This is a genomic window from Neobacillus sp. BP17 (genome assembly GCF_059579525.1).
Window position 1 is genome coordinate 2,898,662 of sequence record NZ_CM184198.1, and the last position, 22,406, is coordinate 2,921,067.

Below are 22,406 nucleotides of genomic sequence, written 5' to 3' on the forward strand. Positions count from 1 at the left end.
AATGACTGTAAGAAACTAAAAAGGAGTGAAGAAATTGTCAGTAACGGAAGAAGCTATCTTCAGTCCATGTTCTGGTACTGTAGAAACTGTTTTTACCGAGGAAAATAATCATGTATATGAGTGGGAGAAATTGTTTTTAATAAGAACCCAGAACGGTAGAATGGAAGAGGTTTCAATCGGGATAAGCGGGCATATCACCTCTTTACCTGTCAAAGAGGGTCAAGAAGTAAACACTCAAACCGTCCTAGCAACCATCCAAGATGATTTGATAATTACAGGATCTGAATAAAGTACTTCATTTCTATTAAAAAACTCTTTTCGTCATTCGAAAAGAGTTTTTTATATTTTTGCTGTCGACTTAAAATAAGGTAATAACAGTGTTAAAAGTGGCTTGAACAGATGTAAGCGCTTTATAATTAACAAAATAATTAAAATAGTCAAAATATATTGACAGGTTATTTTTTCAGTGGTAACCTTATAAAAAATTGAAGAAGAATCAATGATGAGAAGAGTAGGGTAAGTCCTTGTTCCACAGAGAGTCGACAGTTGCTGAAAGTCGATGTCAGGACGTATTCGAAGATCATCTCGGAGATGTGTAGCTGAAACGATGGAGTAAGCTAGACCGGAATGTCCGCCGTTACAATGGAACGCGTACCAGAGTGGTACGTTGATCGAGAGCTGTAGTGTTGGTTGCTGCAGAAGTAGGGTGGTATCGCGAGTTCACTCGTCCCTATATTATGGGGGCGAGTTTTTTGTGTTTAAAAATAGTAGTTGAACTTATTAATTTTACTTGATGGATGCAAAAAATTAGGAGGGAAAAGGAATATGAGTCAACAAGTTGATAAGAAAGTGTTTAATGTGGAGGATATTATTATTGCCAGCCATAACATTAAGGATGAAATTGCACCAACTCCCCTGCAATACAATCACTTGTTATCAGAACGATATGGCTGCCATGTCTACTTAAAACGAGAGGATTTACAAAGCGTTCGTTCCTTTAAAATCCGCGGTGCATATAATCGGATTAAAAAATTGAATGAGGATGAGTTAAAGAACGGAATTATCTGTGCAAGTGCAGGTAATCATGCACAGGGGGTTGCTTATTCCTGTCATCTCTTAAATATCCATGGGAAAATCTTTATGCCAAGTACCACACCAAAACAAAAGGTAAACCAAGTGAAATTTTGGGGCAAGGAAGATGTTGAGATTGTTTTGATTGGAGATACTTTTGACGATGCCTATGAAAAAGCAATGGAATGCAGTCAATTAGAAAATCGGACCTTTATCCATCCTTTTGATGATCCCGACGTGATTGCCGGACAAGGGACAGTGGCCGTTGAATTGCTCAATGATTGCCCGGAGAAAATTGATTACCTTTTTGGTGCCATTGGCGGTGGAGGGCTAATGTCAGGAGTCGGTACATACCTTAGACACTATTCTCCACAAACTCTATTAATTGGGGTTGAACCACAAGGAGCACCTGGCATGAAGGAATCCTTTTTAAAAGGGGAAGTAACCTCATTAAAAGAAATCGATCCATTCGTGGACGGGGCAGCGGTAAAGACAGTAGGTACGTTAACTTATAATATTTGTAAGGAGATCGTTGACGATATTCTTGTTGTTCCTGAAGGCAAGGTATGTACAACACTCTTATCCTTATACAATGAAAATGCCATCGTTGTGGAACCGACTGGAGCACTTTCAGTGGCGGCCTTGGATATGTATGCTGAGGAAATTAAAGGCAAGACTGTGGTCTGTATCGTCAGTGGCGGAAACAACGATATTGGCCGAATGCAGGAAATTAAAGAGCGTTCAAAAATCTACGAAGGATTGCAGCATTATTTCATCGTCAATTTCCCGCAGCGTCCAGGTGCCTTACGTGAGTTTCTGCTTGATGTTCTTGGTCCAAACGACGATATTAGCCATTTTGAATATACGAAGAAGAATAATCGTGAAACGGGCCCAGCATTAGTGGGAATTGAGTTGAAGGATAAAGGAGATTATTCGCCATTGATTGAACGCATTAAAGCAAAAGGATTTTTATATCGTGAAGTCAATAAGGACAGTACTCTGTTTCAAATGTTGGTATAGTTCCATACTTTTTGGAGAGGTCGGACGTGACGGTTCGACCTCTTTTTGGCGTTAAAATGGGATTAAAATCAACTTCTTACACTATTTTGCTTAATAGACTCTTAACAAATGATGCAATTAAGGTATAATATTATTTGTCAATGATAGAAACATCAATAAATTATGAACTCCTAATTATTATTTTGTACTTTGCTGTTGATACAGCTTAGTCCATAATACTAATTTTGTGTAGATTCAAAAGTGGAAAGAGAGTGTTCAGAATGGGACGTAAGTGGAACAATATTAAAGAAAAGAAAGCTTCAAAAGATGCAAATACTAGTCGTATTTACGCTAAATTTGGAGTAGAAATTTATGTAGCAGCAAGACGAGGCGAACCTAATCCTGAATCCAATCAGGCTTTAAAATTCGTGCTCGAGCGTGCAAAAACATATAATGTACCAAGACACATTATTGACCGTGCGATTGAAAAAGCAAAAGGCGGATCAGAGGAAAGCTACTCTGAACTTCGTTATGAAGGATTCGGACCAAATGGATCAATGGTTATCGTTGATGCTCTAACAAATAACGTAAATCGTACCGCATCAGATGTACGTGCGGCATTTGGTAAAAACGGCGGGAACATGGGCGTAAGCGGCTCTGTAGCTTATATGTTCGATGCAACGGCGGTTATCGGTGTGGAAGGTAAAAACGAGGAAGATGTGCTTGAATTACTAATGGAAGCGGATGTCGATGTACGAGACATTATTGAAGAAGAGGATTCTGTGATTGTCTACGCTGATCCAGAACAGTTCCATGCGGTTCAAGAAGCCTTTAAAAATGCAGGAATTACTGACTTTACCGTTGCAGAACTAACAATGCTTGCGCAAAATGAAGTAACACTCCCTGAAGACGCACAAGCTAAATTCGAGAAAATGATTGATGTATTAGAGGACCTAGAAGACGTTCAACAAGTGTATCACAATGTTGACTTAGGTGAATAAGCATTAAAGCAGACCTGTACAATTATCAAGATCTAGTGTTCAAATAAAATATAAAGATGTCACATATTAGGCCTATAAAATATGTGACATCTTTTTTTGTTTTTTTATTGAAATGTCATAAGAATAATGACGATTGTCCAGACCAGTCTTGTCCTATGACAATATAATAAAATGTACTTATCAGATAATGGAGAATAAAACTGGTAAAGATACATCCTTCACTAAAAAACCTTTAAAGATAGGATGACAAAGCTTATGCGAACTATTGTATTTATTGAAACGAATAAATCTGGATCTAGTAGAGAAGCCATAAAAGCTGCGGAGCGACTCGGCTATTTTACGGTGTTATTCACCAATAGACAAAAGTACATGCAGCAAAGAACAGAATTTCCCGAGGTCCATCAAATGATTTTAGCGGAATTATCCAATCTTGATGAAATCAGAAAAAATCTTCACAATCTACATCAACAAGGTAAACAAATAAAAGCCATTATGAGTTTTGTACATTCATATGTCCATGTAGCAGCAACCCTGTCAGAAGAATTTTGTTCAACGGTCGTTTCTACCGATGCCATTTTAAAAATGGAGAATAAAGTTTTAACTCGTGAGCTTCTGAAAGGACACCCCAATTCTCCCTATTATGAACTTTATAATTCAAATGATTATTCCTTAGAGTACTTTGTTGATATTGCTAAAAACTATTTACCTCTTATTGTAAAATCCCCCACTTCTGCCGGTTCAAAAGATGTGATGTTGGTAAAAGACGAGAAACAGTTAAAGCTCGCAATACAAGCATTAAAGAAAAAAAATAAACAGATTTTACTGGAAGAGTATTTAGAAGGACCACAATTTTTAATTGAAGTTTTAGTACACAATGGAAAAGTTCATATTGTCGCGATCATCGAACAACAAATTACTTTTTTACATCGATTTATCGTAACTGGATATAGCCTACTTCCACATGTCAATCAAAGAATGTACGATAGTGTCCTGGACACAATAACTTCCATCTTAAAGCCGTTTGATATGAGAAATGGTACCTGCCACCTTGAAATGCGTCTTGTAAATGGAGTGTGGAAATTAATTGAAATTAATCCGAGAATCTCAGGCGGTGCGATGAATCGAATCATCGAAATAGGCTATGGAATTAATTTAGTAGAAGAAACCATCCAACTAATGTTAGGAAAGGAGCCTCGCCTTACGAAAAAACACAGGAAGTATGTTTATGCACATTATTTAACCGTAGATTCTAGAGGCATATTACAGAAAGTAACCGGGAAAGAAATCAGCTCTCAATATCCGGGTATAGAAGAGGTATATATTAAACCTCGACAAGGACAGATCGTACGTCCGCCTTTATCAATGGGAGATCGTTGTGGATACATTTTAGCATCCTCCTATAATAAATTAGAAGCGAAAAGAAATGCCATCCGAGCAGCAGACAATATACATTTCTACATTGACCCCATTTAAAATTCCTGAGTGACAATAATGATCATCGTGTTTGTTTAATGATTAAACATAAATTGCTAGTCTTTTAATGAGAAAAATGATTTTGGAGAGGTGAAAAGAAGTATAATGACGCTAATTGGCATGCTTCATCATCGTCGAGATCCAAGTAAGGTAAAGAAAGCTTATGCTTATGCCGCTGTAGCTAAAGCAGAAGGTGTAACCTTTTTTTACTTTACCCCAGGGAAGGTGAATATTAAACAGCAAACAATTTTGGGGAAATCCTATGAAAATGGCCGTTGGATTGAAAGAGAATTTCCCTTCCCAGATGTCATATATAATGCAAGCTATCTTTCGAGTGAGAAAACGCAACACATCTTTGATTATTTGTATGATAGGATTCCGTTTACTAGTCATTCGATTGGGGACAAATTATCGGTATATAACAGAATTAAAAAAGCAAATAAATTTAAACATTACCTTATCCCATACTACGAAATAACTAACGTGAAAATTTTTTTTGACATGATCGATCGTTATCAAAAAGTAATTATCAAACCATTATCTGGCCATCAAGGTGGAGGTGTTGTTTTTATAGAAAAAGATGGTTCAAACTATTACAAAATAAATGATGCAGGGGTCGAATCAGTTATTAATGAAAAAGGAATGCTAGATTGGTTATCTCATAAAGTGCAAGAACAAGAGTACATTATTCAACAGTTTATTACCAGTCAAACAAATTCTGGTCATGTTTTTGATTTCCGGTTGCATGTCCAAAAAAATGGAGAAGGAAAATGGGTAATAACTTCTATTTATCCAAGGATTGGGCGTTTAGGGACGATAACTTCTAATATGGCCAGTGGTGGCTATAGCACATATTTGGACATTTTTTTAAAAACAGAGTTTGGTGACTCCTGGTTTGATATTAAAAGATATCTTGAACAGTTTGCAATCAGTTTTTCAAATCATTTTGACTCTTTATATGACAATGAATTAGATGAATTAGGAATAGACGTCGGAATTGATGCGAGCCAAAAATTATGGCTTTTTGAAGTGAACTGGAGACCAGGTCCGCCAAATATATATAGTCTTGAATTAGATGTAGCGAAAAATACAATTTTGTATGCAAAATATTTAGCGGATAAAAATAAAGATTAAATGGCAAACAAACATATAACACGAATACATGATACAACAAAAGGCAGCGTACCGATCATGAATCTCAACTCCAATTGTGAACAATTGGGTTGTTATTCAGAAAGGATAGCTGCCTTTTAATATGTGAATTTTCTATTATTTATCGCTTTAAATAGTCGATGACATCATCAAAGTCTGAATCATTTCCGCCCGTTTTGAAATATACAATGTCATTAGGACGTAAAAATGAATCAAAAAATCTTTTCATCTCATCAGGATCTGAAAAATGATAAACATGCTGCGGCTTTACTCCTGCCTCTATAGCAGGCTTTTGAAAATCTTTTGCAATAAACCCTTTGGTGATGAGAATATCTACACCCGAAGAAGCGATTAAATGTCCTGCCTTTTCATATTCTTCATCTGCATATTTTCCTAACGCTGCCATTTTTCCAAGAACCACAATTTTTCTTTGGAATGGCAATGCGATCTTGCTTAATGTTTCCAAGCCTGTTCTTAAAGAAGCTGGATTTGACTTCCACGTATCATCCACCAGTATGGTTTGATTTCGACCATCCATTACTTGAAAATGGGATCTCATGTGTGGATAAGAAGCTAATCTTTTTAATGCATAGTGAATATCGACACCTAACATGGCAGCGGCTGCTACTGAAGCGACTGAATTATATACACTATGCTCCCCAAGACCCGGTATATATCCTCTGTATTCATTTTGCATATATTCCATCCAAAAAGTCATACCTGATGACGTATATTTATATCTCTTAATCCTAAAAATAGCATTCTTGTTTTTTCCGAATGTGATAATCTCTCCCTTAAATTTAGTGGTATCGATCGAGGAGAGATAGGGGTCGTCCGAGTTTAGAATGAGAATTCCCTCATTGTTCATCCCTTGCATAATCTTTGCTTTTTCTGCTAGATAATCATCAAATGAACGAATTTGATCTGTATGATCCACATCTATCATCGTCAAAATCCCCATTGTCGGGTAAAAATACTTACAGGACGCCTTCATATCCCCTTTTTTAGATACGGCTGTTTCAAACACTGCCACATCCGTATCTTCCTCAATTCCCAATAAATATGAAAGGTTGTAATAATCGGCATTTTTGCTAGAAATGGTTGACTGCACATTATGAGTATCTTCTAAAATGTGTTTTAACATTTCCTTCGTCGTAGACTTTCCACATGTACCTGTAATGGCCACGACAGGAATGCTAAACAGGTGCCTGTAATACGAGGTGAATTTAAACAAACTATCTTTGAGATTCTTTACCATAATGATTTGATTAGGATGTAAACTTTCCATGTGAGAAAATGGGGTATCTGTAACGATAAATACATTTTTGTACTTCTTTATCCTTTCAACCGGCACCTCTCGATTGTTAAAACGAAAATATAAAGTATTACTCTCAATTTCAGATCTGTCATCAGTTACCGTCTCAATCCAAATCCCTTTTTGATTATCATGAGGCTGAATGTTCATGGCAGTTAAAATGTTTTCCAATAATAATGTCTTCAAAATGTCCCTCCTGAAGTTCCTTTTTTGAAAAAAGCATCTACCCTTAATACTGTCCGATAAGGTAGAAGTGATTAAAAATTCAAAGGCTTATATATCATATGACATGTCCCCTAATGCAGGTGTGTGATAACAACTCAGGCAATTAGCGGAAATTGTCATGCGAAGGGAACGATTAGAGGTTAATTGTTCCCATGATTTCCGAAAAAAGAAGCCCACGGGACCACATAGATGTTTAATAGGTACAACACAAGTCAACTTTTCGCTTTATCCCCTTAAAGTGTGTTATTATTCATAATATTACCAACCTAGAAAGGATGAATAAGATGTCATTGGAAAGTGTAAAGGTCCATTTTAAACAATGGGATCGTGAAAATGATGTAATGGAATTTGAAACCTCCAGCGCAACTGTAGAGCAAGCGGCTGAGACAATTGGAGTGGCTCCAGCCCGAATTGCTAAAACTTTATCTTTTCGGGGGAGCGAAGATAAGGCTATTTTGATCGTTGCCGCAGGGGATGCAAAAATCGACAATAAGAAGTTTCGGGAACAGTTCGGTTACAAAGCACGCATGCTCTCTCCCGATGAAGTCCTCGAACAAACCGGACATGCCATTGGTGGTGTGTGTCCGTTTGGATTGAATAAAGAGTTAGACGTGTACTTGGATATCTCCATGCAGCGCTTCGAAACACTATATCCAGCTTGCGGAAGCACCAATTCTGCGATTGAATTAACGAAAGAAGAGTTATTTACATATTCTTTTGCAAAGAAATGGATTGATGTATGTAAAGGTTGGGAAGAAGAAGAAGTGCCATCACAAGAAAGTCATCAAATCGAGGTTTAAATTAAAGGATCACCCTAGAAGCCAGTTGAGTTATGCGGAGGAATTCGTTCAACAGTAACTATAGAAGCCCTTTGATGCCTGTTAATCGAAAAAAACAAGACCAATGGTAACCATAGGATTCCTTTGATGCCCGTTGATCGATAAAAACAAGACCAAAGGTAACCATAGGAGTCCTTTGATGCCAGTTAATCCAAAAATATCCCACCCAAGGGAATCAATAAAGGACTATATGCTCACCAATAAGAAAATCAAAAAAAGACCGAGCAAATTGCCCGGTCTTCCTTTATTCATAAACCAATTACATAACACTTTCCCCATTATCATAATTAAATTGCCATTCAATACCAAACTTATCTTTAAGGGAACCATAGCATTTGCTCCAGAAGGTTTCTTGAAGCTCCATGACTACCGTACCGCCTTCTTTCAGTTGGTTAAAATAAGACTTAATCTTTTCCAAATCTTTATTAACAATAGCTAGACTTATGTTATTACCTGCTATAAACGGCATCCCAGGGAAAACATCAGAAAACATAACGTTACTTCCATCAATATTAAGCCTTGTATGCATGACCAAACCTTTTGCTTCTTCTGGAAGAGGATAGTCTGGGTTCTGCGGCGTTTCCCCAAATGTCATAATTTGCGGCTTTTCTAAGCCAAATACCTCCGCGTAAAATTCTGCTGCCTCACGACAGTTCCCATTAAAATTAAGATAAACATCCACTGACATGTGTGATAACCCCTTTTTTATAAAATATAAACATTGGTAATTGTACCATTTACTGGACAAATTTCAAATTCCAATTAGTCCAAACTCATAACCTGACCCAGATAAATAATTTAGTTTCCGAGCGAATACACTTTACAATCATCCGATTTTGAATTTACAGAAAGAAGGTAACTTGTGATGAAATTCAAAATACATCGTTGTAATTGTCGGAAATTATGGTCCATTCAAACGCGAAAAACAAAGTTTACAGCCATTTCCGTTCTCGTCGATGGAAGGTGGGGCACAGAATTGAAACCCCATCGGAAATATAACCCCAAAGGATTTGTGACAACAAACGCAAAACAAGATATTATTGTTAATCCAACAGTAGAAGAAGTAGGGAAATTTGAAAAAGTGGCAAAACTGATTTATGACAAAAAGAATGTTAATTTTAACGTTCATCAAGGCGAATCATTATTCTTCGCCGAAGACGGCACCTGTTATTTACTAAAAAGATTATAACTATTAAACATTTAATAATTAAAATGCTTCTGAACTAATTCTTCAATTTCGTCACTATTTTTATAAACGAAAATCCCCCGCATCAAAAAATACGGGGGCCTTAGATCCGTTATCTAGGCGTGATTGGTTTCACGCTAATAGCAGGGGAGGTAGTCGAAATAATACATCCTTCTAAATGTTCGGAATTTAACAAGCCTAAATTTAGAGCTGCCTTAATTTTTACCTCATCGGGCTTTTTCACTACCTGGATAAGTTCGTTCATCTGTAACTCTTCTAATCTTTTAATGGTTTCAACTTCATCATATTTTTCAGTCTTGCGAATTTGCCGTTGGAGTTTATAGCCACTAATGGTAATTTCACCTTTATGATCCGTACCGACTAAATTATTAAAATAATTTTGAAAAGCATCCTTTAATGTATTCATTTCCATTTCTATTTCTTTTTTCTGCTTATTCAACTCGTAATACTTCACCAACATTTCACCCGTAATCAAATTCCCCATTTGTACCCTCCTCTTGTTGCGAACGTATATTCTTATTTTATGATTTACCTCTTCAAAAAAGAACCTGAAAAAAGGGGTGAAGCAAAAAACATTTGCTTTCTTGTTTAGTTAATGGCAAGCTATATAAAGAGTAAAAACTTCATTGGAAAGATTGAATAGGTGATTAACATGATTGAGGTAAAGACATCCAAACTTAGTGATGGGGAATTAAATAGAGGAGTATTTGCAACTCGTGATATCGCAAAAGGGGAGCTGATTCATGAAGCACCCGTTATTCCTTATCCAAATGAGGAGCATGTACATATTGAGAAAACGCTGCTTGCTGATTATGCGTTTGAATATGGAATCAACCACACCGCACTTCTCTTAGGGTATGGAATGCTATTTAACCATTCATATGAGCCGAATGCTACATATGAAATTAATTTTCCAAATCACACGTTTGACTTTTACGCATACAAAGATATAAAAGCAGGGGAAGAAATCCTGATCAACTATAATGGTGAAGAAGACAATAATGACCCGCTTTGGTTCAATAAAGATGAATCGGAAAATGGAGAAAAGGACAGATTATAGCAGCGGCGCTGCTTCATCTGTCCTTTTTCTTTGTTATAAAATCAATTAGTGCAAATACACGTGAAAGTCCGGGCCACTCCTGAGACATTAATATTTTAATTATTTGAAATATCTGTTATTATGAAATGGTCCAAAAAAACGAACATTCGCTTCTTAGCATTGTTGCAAAATTGGATGGAACGATGGATATTTATAGTATTGTCTTATAGCTAGGGAAATCCCTTTCGCAATATTTGTGGCCATTGTATAAATAAGATGAAGGTTCGTTGATAGTAGAGAGCATTCTAATGTTGGGTCATTTTCCAACACAACTCCCATAATGCTGCAGTCTCCAATCGGGGGAAGACTTTTTCCTAATCCGGACCCAGGCAGGAGGGACCCATCACGAACCACGATGGAATTTAAGATTCTTTCTGAACCGAGAACACTATCGATGGCAATGACAAAACTATTCTGGGGCAGAGTAATCTGTGAAACCTTAGGGACAAGTGTTTGTCCATCTAGGGGTGACTGCAGATTCCCGACTACTGTTAAGTGTTGTGGATATAGATCATGAAGCAAGGTACCCACAAATGGACCCAGACTGTCACCATTTATTACATTTGAACCTATTCCAATCACGAAAATATGATCTGTTCCTTCTGGAATAATCGAATGTAAGCTGTCTCGAATAAATAATGGCGCTAACTTATGATTAAATGGAATAATTTTTTCAAACAGATCGAGCCTAACATTCATAGCGTTCATCTTTATTTCCCCCAAGCCCCAAAATTCGATGTAGTAAACTAGCAAATTTCGTAGTCGTTTGATCATGTTTAAATATTCTGCATTTATTGAAATTATCCTTCTATATTAAATTAAAAACTTGGAGGAATTTACGGATGATTATTCAAAAAGCAACGAAGAATGAATTGGAACCGTTAACTGAATTATTTGATCAATATCGGGTCTTTTATGAGCAAAAGTCTGATTTTGAGGGTGCACAAGAGTTTTTAAAAGATAGATTAATGAACGAAGAATCTATTGTTTTTTTGGCGGTTGAAGGAAATCATCCTGTTGGTTTTGTTCAGTTGTATCCCACCTTTTCTTCGGTAAGTATGAAGCGCTCATGGGTACTAAATGATTTGTATGTGAAGGAACAATACCGTGGAAAGGGCGCTGGAGAACAATTAATAAATAGGGCGATTCAGTTTGCCAAAGAAACTGGAGCAAAAGGAATTATGCTGGAAACAGGTAAGGAAAATCACAATGCACAAAGGCTCTATGAAAAAATTGGTTTTGAAAAAGAATCAAATTATTTTTATTATTATTCCATTTAAAAAAGGATGCCGTGGTGGCATCCTTTTCATGTGCGGTCATTCTATTGGAGAAGGGAAATTGTCTCTTTATCACAAATCACAAAAAGCTGTGCATTTTCAGGGATATTACTATCTAGCTTTTGATTTATTTGAAGGTCACCTCGATCTGCCACTAGGGTTGCCCCTTTATTCAGAAGGTCTTCAAATGCATCCCGGTAGGTCTTCCATTCCGGTCGAGTAGGAATTTCATACATGGCTTCTCCATATTGAATGCTCATTAATTCAGAATACATATGTATGACACCGTGGGAAAATAAGGATCTTACTGCGGCGTGTGAGATCATTTCTTGAGTAGGAATAAACTCATCGACATTAACATGCTCAAATAACCGGATGTGTTTTTGATGAATCACCTCGGCAGTGACGTGAATTGATTTATGTAATTCTTTTTCTATGGTAGTGATGGCGGTTGCTATTAATAATGTTTTTCCGTCAATAAGAACAGGATCTGTGGTTGCGTAATTTTCCTGAGTGATTTGGTCGGCAAAAATAATGACTCCTGTAGCCTTTGGTAAATTTGCATTAAGGAGAGTTTCTTCATCGGTGGCATCACCGCGCACATAAAAAAGCCGCTTCTCCATCAATGGAGCTTTTTCTAAATTATCAATAATAACAATTTCAATTTTTTTATCAGATTTTAATATTTCTTCAATAGCTAATTTAGACTTCGCACTCCAACCAATCAAGATAATATGATTTTTACCAGTATATTTCATTTTGCCCCCAACTTTCATTTTATCAATTAGATAGATTGAATTGATGACTTTTCCAATAAAAACGCTAACAAGTCCGATTCCTGTGATATACAAGAAAATTGTATATACTTTACCGGCATGGGTAACGGGGGCATAGTCTCCAAATCCTACGGTTGCCAGAGTAGTCAAAACCCAATAAATAGAGGTAATATAGGTTTTAAATGTTTTCGGTTCGATAAGTAAAATTCCTAAGGCCGCCATTAATATGTATAAAAGGACAAATGGGATAAAAATTTTATCCCGAACCTTTATTAAATGATAAAGCATTTTTCTCATTTTCATCCCCATATATACATCCAACCCTATCTATATCAAGTAAATATGACTTATATTTCCCTATTTTTGTAGATTAATGAAGTGTTACCAGAAGTTTTGATTATTTAATTCCAAAAAAAAAGGAAAGTGGACGAACCACTTTCTTAAAGAAGGAAAACTTTTATGGGTTAGTACATCATATGTAGCAGCTTGTACAGGCATGTAGTAAACCTGTCCATATTAAAAAAATAATTTTAAAAAAAAGGGCCCATTTTTTTAAAATGGACTAACAAATTTTTTGTATAAGCCCAATTGAGTTATTTTTTGGTGAGTTAACTAAGGAAGATACTTCGTAAGATTCCATCAGGCTTTCATCGAATGGGACGAGTAGTTTATTCAAATCATTGGGATTTGTCAGGGATGGGTCCAACCAGATTTTTTCATCTTCTGGCTTCAGTATAACGGGCATCCGATCATGAATATCTTTCATAAGGTCATTTGGTCCGGTTGTAATGACAGAACAAGTATAGAGTGTTTTTCCTTCGGGAGATTTCCAAGCTTCCCAAATTCCCGCCATCGCAAACAAATCATCGGACTTTAATTTAATCCGCATGGGGGTCTTGCTTTTATCCTCATGCCGTTTCCATTCATAAAAGCTGTCAGCAAGGACTAGACAGCGCTTTTTTTGGAAAGCTTTACGAAAGCTTGGTTTTTCGGCCAATGTTTCTGCGCGGGCATTAATCATTTTATGGCCAACGGCCGGATCTTTTGCCCAAGGCGGAACTAACCCCCATTTTAAAAATCCCATCCGATTAGACTTCCCATCATTTATGACAGCAAGGACCGCCTGGGAGGGAGCAATATTAAAACTTGGCTCATAATTTTCTTGTTCCATAAAGGCTTGAATATCGAAACGATCGATGATTTCTTCGAACGTTGCTGTTAATGTGAATCGGCCGCACATATCATTTCCACCTCACGATTTGGATAGTTATATTGTAGCAAACTTTATGGATAAAAATCCTTCCAAACGAGTAGAAATGAAAAGAAGACCGCTATTATGGAAAAGCGGTCTTCTTTACTATAAATCAATGGGATCTGCGAGCAAAATCGACAAATCGAAACTTATCGGGACGATGCCTTGATTCGGTGTATTGAAAGAGGGTGGCATCATCTAAATATACGAAGTTTTTAATGACGACAACATTGTGAAAACCTTCTAGGTCCAGTAGGGCTCTGTCTTCTAGTGAAGGCTCCTCCACGACAATTTCCTTTTTGGCAAAGCTAATCGTCAAGTTCAATTCATTTTCAATGTAATGGTAAATCGAATCAGCACAAATTTCTTCTGTTAGGGAAGGAACGTATTTTTTTGCTAAGAAATCTTTATCCAAGATAATTTTCTCACCGCCCATTTCCCTTGTCCGAAGGACTTTCCACACAAGGTCTTTACTGCCGAGTTGAAGCTGTTGTCTAACAAAACCATCCGGCTTGATTAACTCAAGTTTGTTCACAATCGTTTTCGGTTTACTGCCCATTTTATTGGCAAGTTCTTTAAAACTTACCAGTCCCGACACTGGAAAATCAAATTTGCTCATGTCGATTACAATCGAACCTTTACCTCTAACTTTCTGGATATAGCCATTTTGTGAGAGCAAATTTAACGCCTTCCGGATGGTCTCTCTGGATGTCTCGAATTGATCTTTTAATTCGTTTTCAGAGGGAAGAAGCGTTTGGGGCGGGATCTCGCCGCTTTTAATTTGCTCGACAATGATGTTATAGATTGTTAGATACTTGTTCGTCATAATGACATCTCCGTTCATCTTTTCAGGTAGTACACGATTGACTCATATGGCCTTAATAAGATTTCCTGGCCAAGTGCAGTCGAATCCTCATAATTAGAGAGTAACATCTCACTATTATCTACTTCAAGATGTAAATGAGCAGGGAGGACGAAGGTATGCTCTTTGCCATAAAAATTATTAATGACGAGTACTTGTTCCGTACCACTTGTCCTTAGATAAGCAAATACAGCATCATCCTGATTGGAAATCGGATGATATTCTCCTTCCGTAATCACATCATACTCTTTTCTCAATTTAATCAATTTTTGATAGTGGGAAAAGATAGAGTTAGAATCTTTGAGTGCCTTTTCCGCATTAATTTCTTGATAATTACGAGCCGTTTCAATCCATGGAGTACCACTTGTGAAGCCAGCATGTTTGGTTGCATTCCATTGGACGGGAGTTCTTGAATTGTCACGGGATTTTTGTTTCAAGATTTCAATAATCTCCTGCTCATCTATGCCTTCATTTTTCTTGATATTAAAAATATTTAACGATTCAACATCCCGATATTCTTCAATTGAGTTAAAGTTTGGATTGGTCATTCCAAATTCTTCCCCTTGATAAATATACGGAGTACCTTGCAGCAAATGAAGGGCAGTTGCCAGCATTTTCGCGGACTCTTTATGATATTTTTGATCATCACCAAAACGAGAAACAGCCCGTGGCTGGTCATGATTACACCAGAAGAGGGCGTTCCAGCCGCCGCCTTGACTCATTCCTACTTGCCAGTCAGATAAGATTTGTTTTAAGGAATGAAAGTCAAAGTCTGCTTTCGTCCATTTATCACCATTTGGATAGTCGACTTTCAAATGATGGAAGCTAAAGGTCATGTTTAACTCTTCTTGTGTTGGGTTTGTATACTTAATGCAGTTATCGATGGATGTCGACGACATTTCCCCAACCGTCATAATATCGTATTTCGAAAAAACCTGTTCATTCATTTCATGTAAAAATTCATGGATTCTTGGACCGTCTGTATAGAATTTGCGGCCATCACTGTCATCCTGCGGGAAATTTTGGTCTTTAGAGATTAAGTTGATGACATCAAGACGGAAACCATCGACCCCTTTTTTTAACCAAAAGTGCATCATTTCGTATAGGGCAGCACGAACTTTTTCATTTTCCCAGTTAAGGTCTGCTTGAGTAACATCGAATAAATGAAGGTAATATTGGTCGGTGTTCTCGTCATATTCCCATGCCGAACCACCAAATTTTGATTCCCAGTTCGTTGGTGCTTGGCCGTTCTTGCCATCCTTCCAGATATAAAAGTCACGATAAGGGTTATCCTTCGAGCTTCGTGCTTGTTTAAACCATTCATGCTCTGTTGACGTGTGATTGATGACGATGTCCATAATGATTTTTAAGCCGCGTTTGTGCGCTTCTGCTAATAAGCAGTCAAAATCCTCCATCGTACCATATTCTTCCTGAATGGAGTAGTAATCGCTGATATCATAGCCATTATCCCGTTGTGGAGATTTATAGATCGGAGTAAGCCAAAGGACTTCCACACCTAGTTGTTTTAGATAGTCTAATTTTTCAATGATGCCTTTAATATCGCCGGTACCATTTCCGGTCGTATCATTAAAGCTTTTCGGATAAATTTGATAAATGACTGCTTTTTTCCACCAGTCTGTTGTCATTTTTCAGCACCTGCCTATACGTATTCTAAAGAGGAAAAGGAGGGAGGATGTCCCCCTCCAAACTATGTGATTTTGCTGTTATTTTTTAATAGAAAATTTATTCATGCGTGTTTTAGCAAAGACAACCGTAAGCATGAATGGAACCACAATGGCTACTACCATGGCAATCGCGAACATTGCCATATGCTGCCCCTGAATTGATAAGAATCCAGGAATACCACCGACACCGATAGAGTTCGCCATAACGTGGCTGCCAACGGAGACAACGCCTGCAATCATAGAACCAATCATTGCAGCTAGGAATGGGAAGCCATACTTTAAGTTAATTCCGAACATTGCCGGCTCTGTTACTCCTAAGTAACAAGAGATTGCTGCTGGGATCGAAACTTGTTTTTCTTCTTCATCCTTACGATTAATAAAGATCATCGCAAGAACAGCAGAACCTTGGGCAATATTAGATAGAGCAATCATTGGCCATAGGTTTGTACCGCCAAGCTCACTCATTAATTGTAAGTCAATCGCATTTGTCATATGGTGTAAACCAGTGATAACCAGTGGGGCATAAGCAAATCCGAAGATTGCCGCAAAAATCCAGCCAAATGCTGAGGTTAAGCTAGAATACACCACATGAGAAATTCCTGAACCGATACTCCAGCCAATAGGGCCTAATACGGTATGAGCAATTAATACTGTTGGAATTAAAGATAAGAATGGAACGACAATCATGGAAATGGAATTCGGAACAATTTTACGTAATCTTGTTTCTAAGAATGCTAGTACTAATCCGGCTAAAATCGCAGGGATTACTTGGGCTTGGTAGCCAATCATTTCAATCTTGGCAAAACCGAAATCCCAGAAAGGAATTTCTTTTGCATCCGCTACACCATAAGCATTAAGCAATTGCGGAGATACGAGTGTAATACCAAGGACGATCCCAAGGATTTGCGAACCACCCATTTTTTTCGTAACCGACCAGGTAATGCCGACTGGAAGGAAGTGGAATACCGCTTCACCAATCAACCAGAGGAAAGCATGAACGCCCGCCCAGAACTGAGAAACCTCGGTAATTGATTTTGTTCCACCCTCAAGTAATTTGATATCTCCGATGATGTTTCTAAAGCCTAGGATTAAACCACCAACAACTAGGGCAGGGATTAAAGGTGTGAAGATCTCTGCAAGGTGGGCCATCATGCGTTGCAGCCAATTCATATTTTGTTGTGCGGCTACTTTTGCTTCTTCTTTAGAAGTGCCATCCACACCAGCAATTTTGACAAATTCATTATAAAAGCTAGATACTTCGTTCCCGATGATGACTTGGAATTGTCCAGCTTGAGTAAATGTACCTTTTACAAGTTTAATTGATTCGATTTCCTTAACATCGGCTTTGCTTGGATCGTTTAAAACAAAGCGCATTCTTGTCACACAATGAGTGACCGCAGCAATGTTCTCTTTGCCTCCAATGTGTTTTAATAGATCTTTTGATGGATCTGTGTAGTTCGACATTTGTCTTTCCCCCTGTTTAAATGGGTAAAACCCCATTTTTTATCTTCTATTTTTTATTCACTTAGTATACAGACTGTGGCTACGTTTTCATTTAGCTTCAGCTGCTTGTATATACAAGTTGTGATTACGTTTTCATTTTAACTTGTATATACAAGTGTGTCAATGGTGAATTTATATTTTTTAAATATTACATACAACGGTAAAACCAATTAGGAAAATTCAATTTAGAAAAAGGTAATTTCTTGTTTTTTTCTGTGCCTTTCGTCTCACTTTCTCACTTTAAAGCAATAATGATTGATAGAATTTTTAGAAAATGTTAATATAAAGATGTTTAAATTCTTCTGAGTTTAGACCTCCTAATTAGGGACTTGGCATAGACCACCAAGTTCTCATTTAAACCTTTGAATTCATTCAAAGGTTCTTTTTAATGGCTGTTTTCGTAATATTGTTGTTTATGGAACCGATTTAATCATAAAGATCTACAGAAGGAATTATAATTTGGACACACTTGTCATTGAAATCCCGAATGCTGTCCGAAGACAATCGATGTTCGGACACACTTACCTTTGAAATCCCGAGAGCTGTCCGAAGACGACCGGTGTTCGGACACACTTGCATTTGAAATCCCGAATGCTGTCCTATTGGCCACGAATCGAACACAGTAACAAAGTTACGATTAGCGTTTTTTTATAAAAATCAAGATTCCTGGGTACTTTGGTAATATATGAGAGGCGCAGGAGGCAAACAGCCATTGGAATTTAATACAATTAGTAAATGGGATGCACAATTATGGAAGAATCAAATCAGCCCTATATACCACCGGGCATTCGATGGAAAGGGAGCAAAGCCGGAGAAAATCTTTCGCAATATGTTTCGCAAACAACTTTGTTACTTACATATCGGGATCGTGGAGAATCAGGTAGTGGCCATGGCAGTAACAGGTAAACTGGAAGGCACCGATGCTTTAATCATTGATTATCTTGCTGTTGATTCTAAGTTGCAGCATCGTGGGATAGGCATGGAAATGATGCGGTATATCCAAAAATGGGCAGTGACCAAAGGAAATGCGAGAAGTATAGTGATTGAAGTCGAATCGGAGGAGACACCCGAAACACAAGCCAGAAACCAATTCTGGAAAAAATGCGGCTTCATAATGACAGAATACATACACCATTACATATGGGTCCCCGAATCCTATCGTGCTATGTATTTAATATTGGTGCCTGACACCAATATACCTAAACAAGGTGAGGAACTGTTTAAGTATATTGAAAGGTTCCATAAGGTCTCTATCAAGGGGCATAATCAGGACCTGTAAAATAATTATTTGTTAAGCAGGTCATTTGTGGGCTGTGTAGTAAATAATACTGAGGTTTTCATTGATAGGGTAGTTATTTATGGTGTAATTTGGGATAAAAATCATACAAAATCTACTTAAATAAAGAGAGAGGAGGCTGGATTTCTTCAGCCTCCTCACTTACATATAAAGTCCTGCTAAGAAAATTCCCAGTGACTTTTTATAAATGTCATCAAACATGGACAATGGAAGTGGATTGATACCACGACCGAGCTCAATTGTAAATCCTGTTCGCTGCCAGTCTTGAATAAACCAATCCTTGTATCCCGCGTAACTGGCAATTGTTTTCACCGGTTCATATCCACTGACCCGGCTAAATTCCTTGACGATCACCTCAGACTCAGCAGGCTCAAGATTCTCAAATCCCCAGTAGATAACCTCTCCCTGTGTATGGAAGGCCAGCACTCGTGTAAAATCCCGTTCTTTTGTGAGATTTGCCATCGCAATGGCTTCGGGCTCTAATAATGGTCTTTCGCCCACATAGTCCCGTGGTCCAGGTTCATTTGGGTTACGGGCTTTCTCTAATTCCCATCTAGCCGGGAATTGATCATTAAGGTCAACACCTCTAATATTTGCTTTCCATTCTGTAAAGTCTGTGCTTCCTTTATTAAATTCAACCACTCTTTTTTGCCATTCTTCCTTATCAGGTGGTCCATTTAAAACGAGCTCGACTCCATCCGGATTTACCATAGGGACAATTGATAAAGTACTTTGTTGGTAGAGGGGAGAAGCATTTAGTCCTCGAATAGGTTGATGATTTGTTAAGGATAATAGGTAATCATTTAAAAAAGTCATAATCGCCAATGAAGTAATCCATTCATTAGCATGAAAAGAACCATTATAATGAACCCTTTTTTCACCTGTTCCAATCAGGATCTCAGGAATTTCTTTTCCGAGTACGGTCTTTCCAATGTTTGAAATTTTTAAAAATGGATATATCTCATGTAATTTATTGATATCTTTTTGCAGTTGACTGTAATCATATTTTTGTCCATTTTGAACTAATCTCCAGTTTATCCTGGTTGGAACTTTTATGGTTTGGCCCGGACTTAGGGTTGATGCCTTTACTTCAGGGTTAATTAACTCCATTGCTTCTAGAGGGAGGTTCATCTTTTGAGCAATGCTCCATAAGGAGTCTCCTGGATGAATCTGATATTCCTTAGCAACAAAACCAGGGATCTGTACCTTCTGGCCAACTGTAAGATTATTGTGATCAATCTTTGGATTGGAATCATTAATGAGTTGTAAATTTACCTGAAACATCTGGCTGTAATTCCATAGTGAATCTCCTTTTCTAACAATAATCTCCATTTATGCCCACCTGCTTTAAAAAAATTGTTTAATTATATCTATGCTTTAGGGAATAAAATATTAGTTAGAATTAAAGTGCCCAGGCGATCCATTAATCTAAAAATCTTTCCCTCCATTCAGGCAATGGAAGCATACAGCTCTCTTTTTTTCCGAACCATTTATATCGATTGTTTGCCACAATGTCATAAAGAAAGTCCCTTGAAAAAGGGGGGAGGAACCGGAGGATCGATAATAAGGGCCATGCTTTGCCTAGCTTACTACAAACGCGGAGTGCTGCACTTGATTTGATATAAAATTTGTCATTTTCTAGGAGGACAAAACTCTTTAAATCATTGTTTAAGCCATGCTTTTTTAAAAGTGACTGGCCCGTCTCGCTTTGGAGAGAAGCAAACTTAAATAAGCCAATGGAATCTCTTTTTATTATAAATTGCACACTGTTATTGCAAAGATTACAAACTCCATCAAATAAAATGATCCGTTCCAAAGTTTCACCTCCAATTTTCTTCTTGTATGTTTTCCTTAGTTTAGCATATTTCTTAAACTGGTCGCTCATATAGGTATTTTGGTTCTTTTAATATTAAAAATATTCTTGCAAAATGGGAAATCCATCCTATATATTGGAAAAGAGACCAAAATTATTTAGTTTATCTTCATTTGTACAGAGTTAGAAGGGGGCGGAGGTATGGGATTTAATGATGGCTTTGAGATTTTTGATATTATGTTTATCATTATCCCTATTTTTATTGTTCTTGTAACAGGCTTCATTTTGTTTATGTTTATTAAAGGGATTAAAATGTGGAGTCATAATAATAAACAACCACGTTTAACTGTGGCTGCGGTTGTTGTCTCGAAAAGATTGCAAGTGAGTGGAGGAGGGAGTGATCATTCTTCCAGTTCATGGTACTATGCCACATTTCAAGTTGAAAGTGGTGACCGGATGGAATTCAGTGTGGGCGGGCGGGAATATGGTCTGCTGGCAGAAGGAGATGTCTGCGAGCTACATTTCCAAGGCACAAGATACCAAGGATTTACACGAAACCAAGCAGGGGCATAGGAAGCTAAAGGAAACCAAAAAAAGGAACAAACATGAGAAACCAAAAACCAATGGTTTCTCCATTTTTTAAAGTCAGTGTCCATTGGAGACGGACAAATTCCCAAAGTGTCCACAATTGGTGCCTGACACCATATAACGCCACCATGTAACAACACCCTTTAAAGACATTAAAGGAATTTGATTTCCAGGTGAATTTTCTTTAGAAATTAGGAAAGTATGTTTATTTCCACGATTTTTATGGTATTATGGAATGTGTTCGACAAATTCATGTTAGTTATCTAGAAATTTATCAATTTATTAAAGGAGGGACCTTGCTTGAAGAATATAATAAAAAGAGCTCCCTACTTACTTTTCCTGCTGGTCATTCCCGCTTTGGCCAAAATATATGAATTATTAAATTCCCGTTCACATAGATCGATCGATATTAGTACTTCAATAGACCATGCGATTCCGTTTTTGTCAGTGTTTATCATTCCTTATGTCATCTGGTATGCATATATCTTTGGTTATCTTGTATACTTTTGTTTTAAGGACACAAAAGTATACCTAAAGACGTTAATATTAATTGTTGTGGGAGAGTTAATTTGTTTTGTTATATATTTCTTTTTCCAAACAACAGTTCCAAGACCAACCATTGTTGGGGATAATTACTTTAATAATATGGTTCAATGGATTTATGACCATGATCGTCCTTTTAATTGTTTCCCAAGTATCCATGTGCTTACTACTTTTACAATCATGCTTGCTTCACTTCATATAAAAGATAAACACGTCATTCACCATTTATGTATTCATATCATTGGTACTTTAATTATCGTTTCAACGTTATTTGTAAAGCAGCATGTCATTTTCGATATGATTGGTTCCATGTTCCTTGTTACATTCCTTTATGGGATTGCTTTCGAATTATTATCATTTAACCAAAAAACAGAAACAGCTTTTGTTAAAGAAAAATAGTTTGTTAACTTAATAAGGTATTAATTCTTT

23 protein-coding genes and 1 other annotated feature are annotated in these 22,406 nt (G+C 37.2%); of the genes, 12 read left to right on the forward strand and 11 right to left on the reverse strand.

Translation table 11 applies throughout. The features are described from left to right. The first annotated feature begins 34 nt into the window (after positions 1 to 34). The 5 genes from AC4QJR_RS14010 to AC4QJR_RS14030 all read left to right on the forward strand — a co-directional run bounded on the left by AC4QJR_RS14010 (position 35) and on the right by AC4QJR_RS14030 (position 5,678). Positions 35 to 289 (forward strand): biotin/lipoyl attachment domain-containing protein, encoded by a 255-nt coding sequence (locus tag AC4QJR_RS14010; protein ID WP_098574627.1) that lies wholly within the window; start codon positions 35 to 37, stop codon positions 287 to 289. A gap of 201 nt (positions 290 to 490) precedes the next feature. Then, positions 491 to 735: a binding site (T-box leader), on the forward strand. 90 nt (positions 736 to 825) lie between these two features. Then, positions 826 to 2,091 (forward strand): threonine ammonia-lyase IlvA, encoded by a 1,266-nt coding sequence (gene ilvA, locus AC4QJR_RS14015; RefSeq protein WP_098574626.1) that lies wholly within the window; start codon positions 826 to 828, stop codon positions 2,089 to 2,091. Positions 2,092 to 2,351: 260 nt separating this feature from the next. Beyond that, positions 2,352 to 3,071, forward strand: a complete 720-nt coding sequence (locus tag AC4QJR_RS14020; protein ID WP_098574625.1) for a YebC/PmpR family DNA-binding transcriptional regulator — start codon at positions 2,352 to 2,354, stop codon at positions 3,069 to 3,071. 255 nt (positions 3,072 to 3,326) lie between these two features. Further along, the gene (locus tag AC4QJR_RS14025) at positions 3,327 to 4,544 is read left to right on the forward strand and encodes an ATP-grasp domain-containing protein (RefSeq protein ID WP_496523201.1); all 1,218 of its coding nucleotides are present in this window, start codon (positions 3,327 to 3,329) and stop codon (positions 4,542 to 4,544) included. Positions 4,545 to 4,649: 105 nt separating this feature from the next. Next, a complete protein-coding gene (locus AC4QJR_RS14030; protein ID WP_251459894.1) occupies positions 4,650 to 5,678 on the forward strand; it encodes a YheC/YheD family endospore coat-associated protein in 1,029 nt (342 codons plus the stop codon). A gap of 139 nt (positions 5,679 to 5,817) precedes the next feature. Here AC4QJR_RS14030 and AC4QJR_RS14035 read toward each other — a convergent pair whose 3' ends face one another. Beyond that, the gene (locus tag AC4QJR_RS14035; RefSeq protein WP_496523202.1) at positions 5,818 to 7,197 is read right to left on the reverse strand and encodes a Mur ligase family protein; all 1,380 of its coding nucleotides are present in this window, start codon (positions 7,195 to 7,197) and stop codon (positions 5,818 to 5,820) included. A gap of 323 nt (positions 7,198 to 7,520) precedes the next feature. Between AC4QJR_RS14035 and AC4QJR_RS14040 the strand changes: the two genes are divergently transcribed. Beyond that, positions 7,521 to 8,036 (forward strand): YbaK/EbsC family protein, encoded by a 516-nt coding sequence (locus AC4QJR_RS14040; RefSeq protein WP_496523203.1) that lies wholly within the window; start codon positions 7,521 to 7,523, stop codon positions 8,034 to 8,036. Between the two features lie 298 nt (positions 8,037 to 8,334). Here the strand turns inward: AC4QJR_RS14040 and AC4QJR_RS14045 are convergent, their stop codons facing one another. Continuing rightward, on the reverse strand, positions 8,335 to 8,763 hold the full coding sequence (locus AC4QJR_RS14045; RefSeq protein WP_496523204.1) for a VOC family protein: 429 nt from the start codon (positions 8,761 to 8,763) through the stop codon (positions 8,335 to 8,337). Between the two features lie 177 nt (positions 8,764 to 8,940). Here AC4QJR_RS14045 and AC4QJR_RS14050 point away from each other — a divergent pair, with 177 nt between their 5' ends. Beyond that, a complete protein-coding gene (locus tag AC4QJR_RS14050; RefSeq protein ID WP_496523205.1) occupies positions 8,941 to 9,264 on the forward strand; it encodes a hypothetical protein in 324 nt (107 codons plus the stop codon). A 109-nt stretch (positions 9,265 to 9,373) separates the two neighbouring features. Here the strand turns inward: AC4QJR_RS14050 and AC4QJR_RS14055 are convergent, their stop codons facing one another. Next, on the reverse strand, positions 9,374 to 9,766 hold the full coding sequence (locus AC4QJR_RS14055; protein ID WP_496523206.1) for a hypothetical protein: 393 nt from the start codon (positions 9,764 to 9,766) through the stop codon (positions 9,374 to 9,376). A 168-nt stretch (positions 9,767 to 9,934) separates the two neighbouring features. Here AC4QJR_RS14055 and AC4QJR_RS14060 point away from each other — a divergent pair, with 168 nt between their 5' ends. Further along, a complete protein-coding gene (locus tag AC4QJR_RS14060) occupies positions 9,935 to 10,342 on the forward strand; it encodes an SET domain-containing protein (RefSeq protein ID WP_496523207.1) in 408 nt (135 codons plus the stop codon). A 153-nt stretch (positions 10,343 to 10,495) separates the two neighbouring features. On the opposite strand, the gene yyaC is transcribed toward AC4QJR_RS14060, so the two are convergent. Then, positions 10,496 to 11,089 carry a spore protease YyaC gene (yyaC, locus tag AC4QJR_RS14065; protein ID WP_251459887.1) on the reverse strand — a complete coding sequence of 198 codons (594 nt, stop codon included), beginning with the start codon at positions 11,087 to 11,089 and terminating at the stop codon, positions 10,496 to 10,498. Between the two features lie 134 nt (positions 11,090 to 11,223). Between yyaC and AC4QJR_RS14070 the strand changes: the two genes are divergently transcribed. Next, positions 11,224 to 11,661, forward strand: coding sequence for a GNAT family N-acetyltransferase (locus AC4QJR_RS14070; RefSeq protein WP_496523208.1), 438 nt, complete (start codon positions 11,224 to 11,226; stop codon positions 11,659 to 11,661). 41 nt (positions 11,662 to 11,702) lie between these two features. Here the strand turns inward: AC4QJR_RS14070 and AC4QJR_RS14075 are convergent, their stop codons facing one another. The 5 genes from AC4QJR_RS14075 to treP all read right to left on the reverse strand — a co-directional run bounded on the left by AC4QJR_RS14075 (position 11,703) and on the right by treP (position 17,697). Continuing rightward, positions 11,703 to 12,731 carry an ion channel gene (locus tag AC4QJR_RS14075; protein WP_496523209.1) on the reverse strand — a complete coding sequence of 343 codons (1,029 nt, stop codon included), beginning with the start codon at positions 12,729 to 12,731 and terminating at the stop codon, positions 11,703 to 11,705. 265 nt (positions 12,732 to 12,996) lie between these two features. Beyond that, entirely contained in the window at positions 12,997 to 13,674 is a 678-nt protein-coding gene (locus AC4QJR_RS14080; protein WP_496523210.1) for an SOS response-associated peptidase, read from the reverse strand. 124 nt (positions 13,675 to 13,798) lie between these two features. Next, positions 13,799 to 14,512, reverse strand: coding sequence for a trehalose operon repressor (gene treR / locus AC4QJR_RS14085; RefSeq protein WP_496523211.1), 714 nt, complete (start codon positions 14,510 to 14,512; stop codon positions 13,799 to 13,801). 14 nt (positions 14,513 to 14,526) lie between these two features. Then, on the reverse strand, positions 14,527 to 16,194 hold the full coding sequence (gene treC, locus AC4QJR_RS14090) for an alpha,alpha-phosphotrehalase (RefSeq protein ID WP_496523212.1): 1,668 nt from the start codon (positions 16,192 to 16,194) through the stop codon (positions 14,527 to 14,529). Positions 16,195 to 16,272: 78 nt separating this feature from the next. Then, complete coding sequence (gene treP, locus AC4QJR_RS14095) at positions 16,273 to 17,697, reverse strand: PTS system trehalose-specific EIIBC component (RefSeq protein ID WP_496523213.1); 1,425 nt, start codon at positions 17,695 to 17,697, stop codon at positions 16,273 to 16,275. 751 nt (positions 17,698 to 18,448) lie between these two features. Here treP and AC4QJR_RS14100 point away from each other — a divergent pair. Continuing rightward, positions 18,449 to 19,015, forward strand: coding sequence for a GNAT family N-acetyltransferase (locus tag AC4QJR_RS14100; protein WP_496523214.1), 567 nt, complete (start codon positions 18,449 to 18,451; stop codon positions 19,013 to 19,015). A gap of 159 nt (positions 19,016 to 19,174) precedes the next feature. On the opposite strand, the gene AC4QJR_RS14105 is transcribed toward AC4QJR_RS14100, so the two are convergent. Continuing rightward, positions 19,175 to 20,365, reverse strand: a complete 1,191-nt coding sequence (locus tag AC4QJR_RS14105) for a M14 family metallopeptidase (RefSeq protein WP_496523215.1) — start codon at positions 20,363 to 20,365, stop codon at positions 19,175 to 19,177. Positions 20,366 to 20,456: 91 nt separating this feature from the next. Beyond that, positions 20,457 to 20,849: a thiol-disulfide oxidoreductase DCC family protein gene (locus AC4QJR_RS14110; protein ID WP_496523216.1), complete on the reverse strand. Its 393-nt coding sequence runs from the start codon at positions 20,847 to 20,849 to the stop codon at positions 20,457 to 20,459. 198 nt (positions 20,850 to 21,047) lie between these two features. On the opposite strand from AC4QJR_RS14110, the gene AC4QJR_RS14115 reads away from it, so the two are divergent. Further along, positions 21,048 to 21,419 (forward strand): DUF2500 domain-containing protein, encoded by a 372-nt coding sequence (locus tag AC4QJR_RS14115; RefSeq protein ID WP_496523217.1) that lies wholly within the window; start codon positions 21,048 to 21,050, stop codon positions 21,417 to 21,419. Between the two features lie 315 nt (positions 21,420 to 21,734). Then, complete coding sequence (locus AC4QJR_RS14120; protein WP_098574607.1) at positions 21,735 to 22,376, forward strand: phosphatase PAP2 family protein; 642 nt, start codon at positions 21,735 to 21,737, stop codon at positions 22,374 to 22,376. Positions 22,377 to 22,406: the final 30 nt, after the last annotated feature.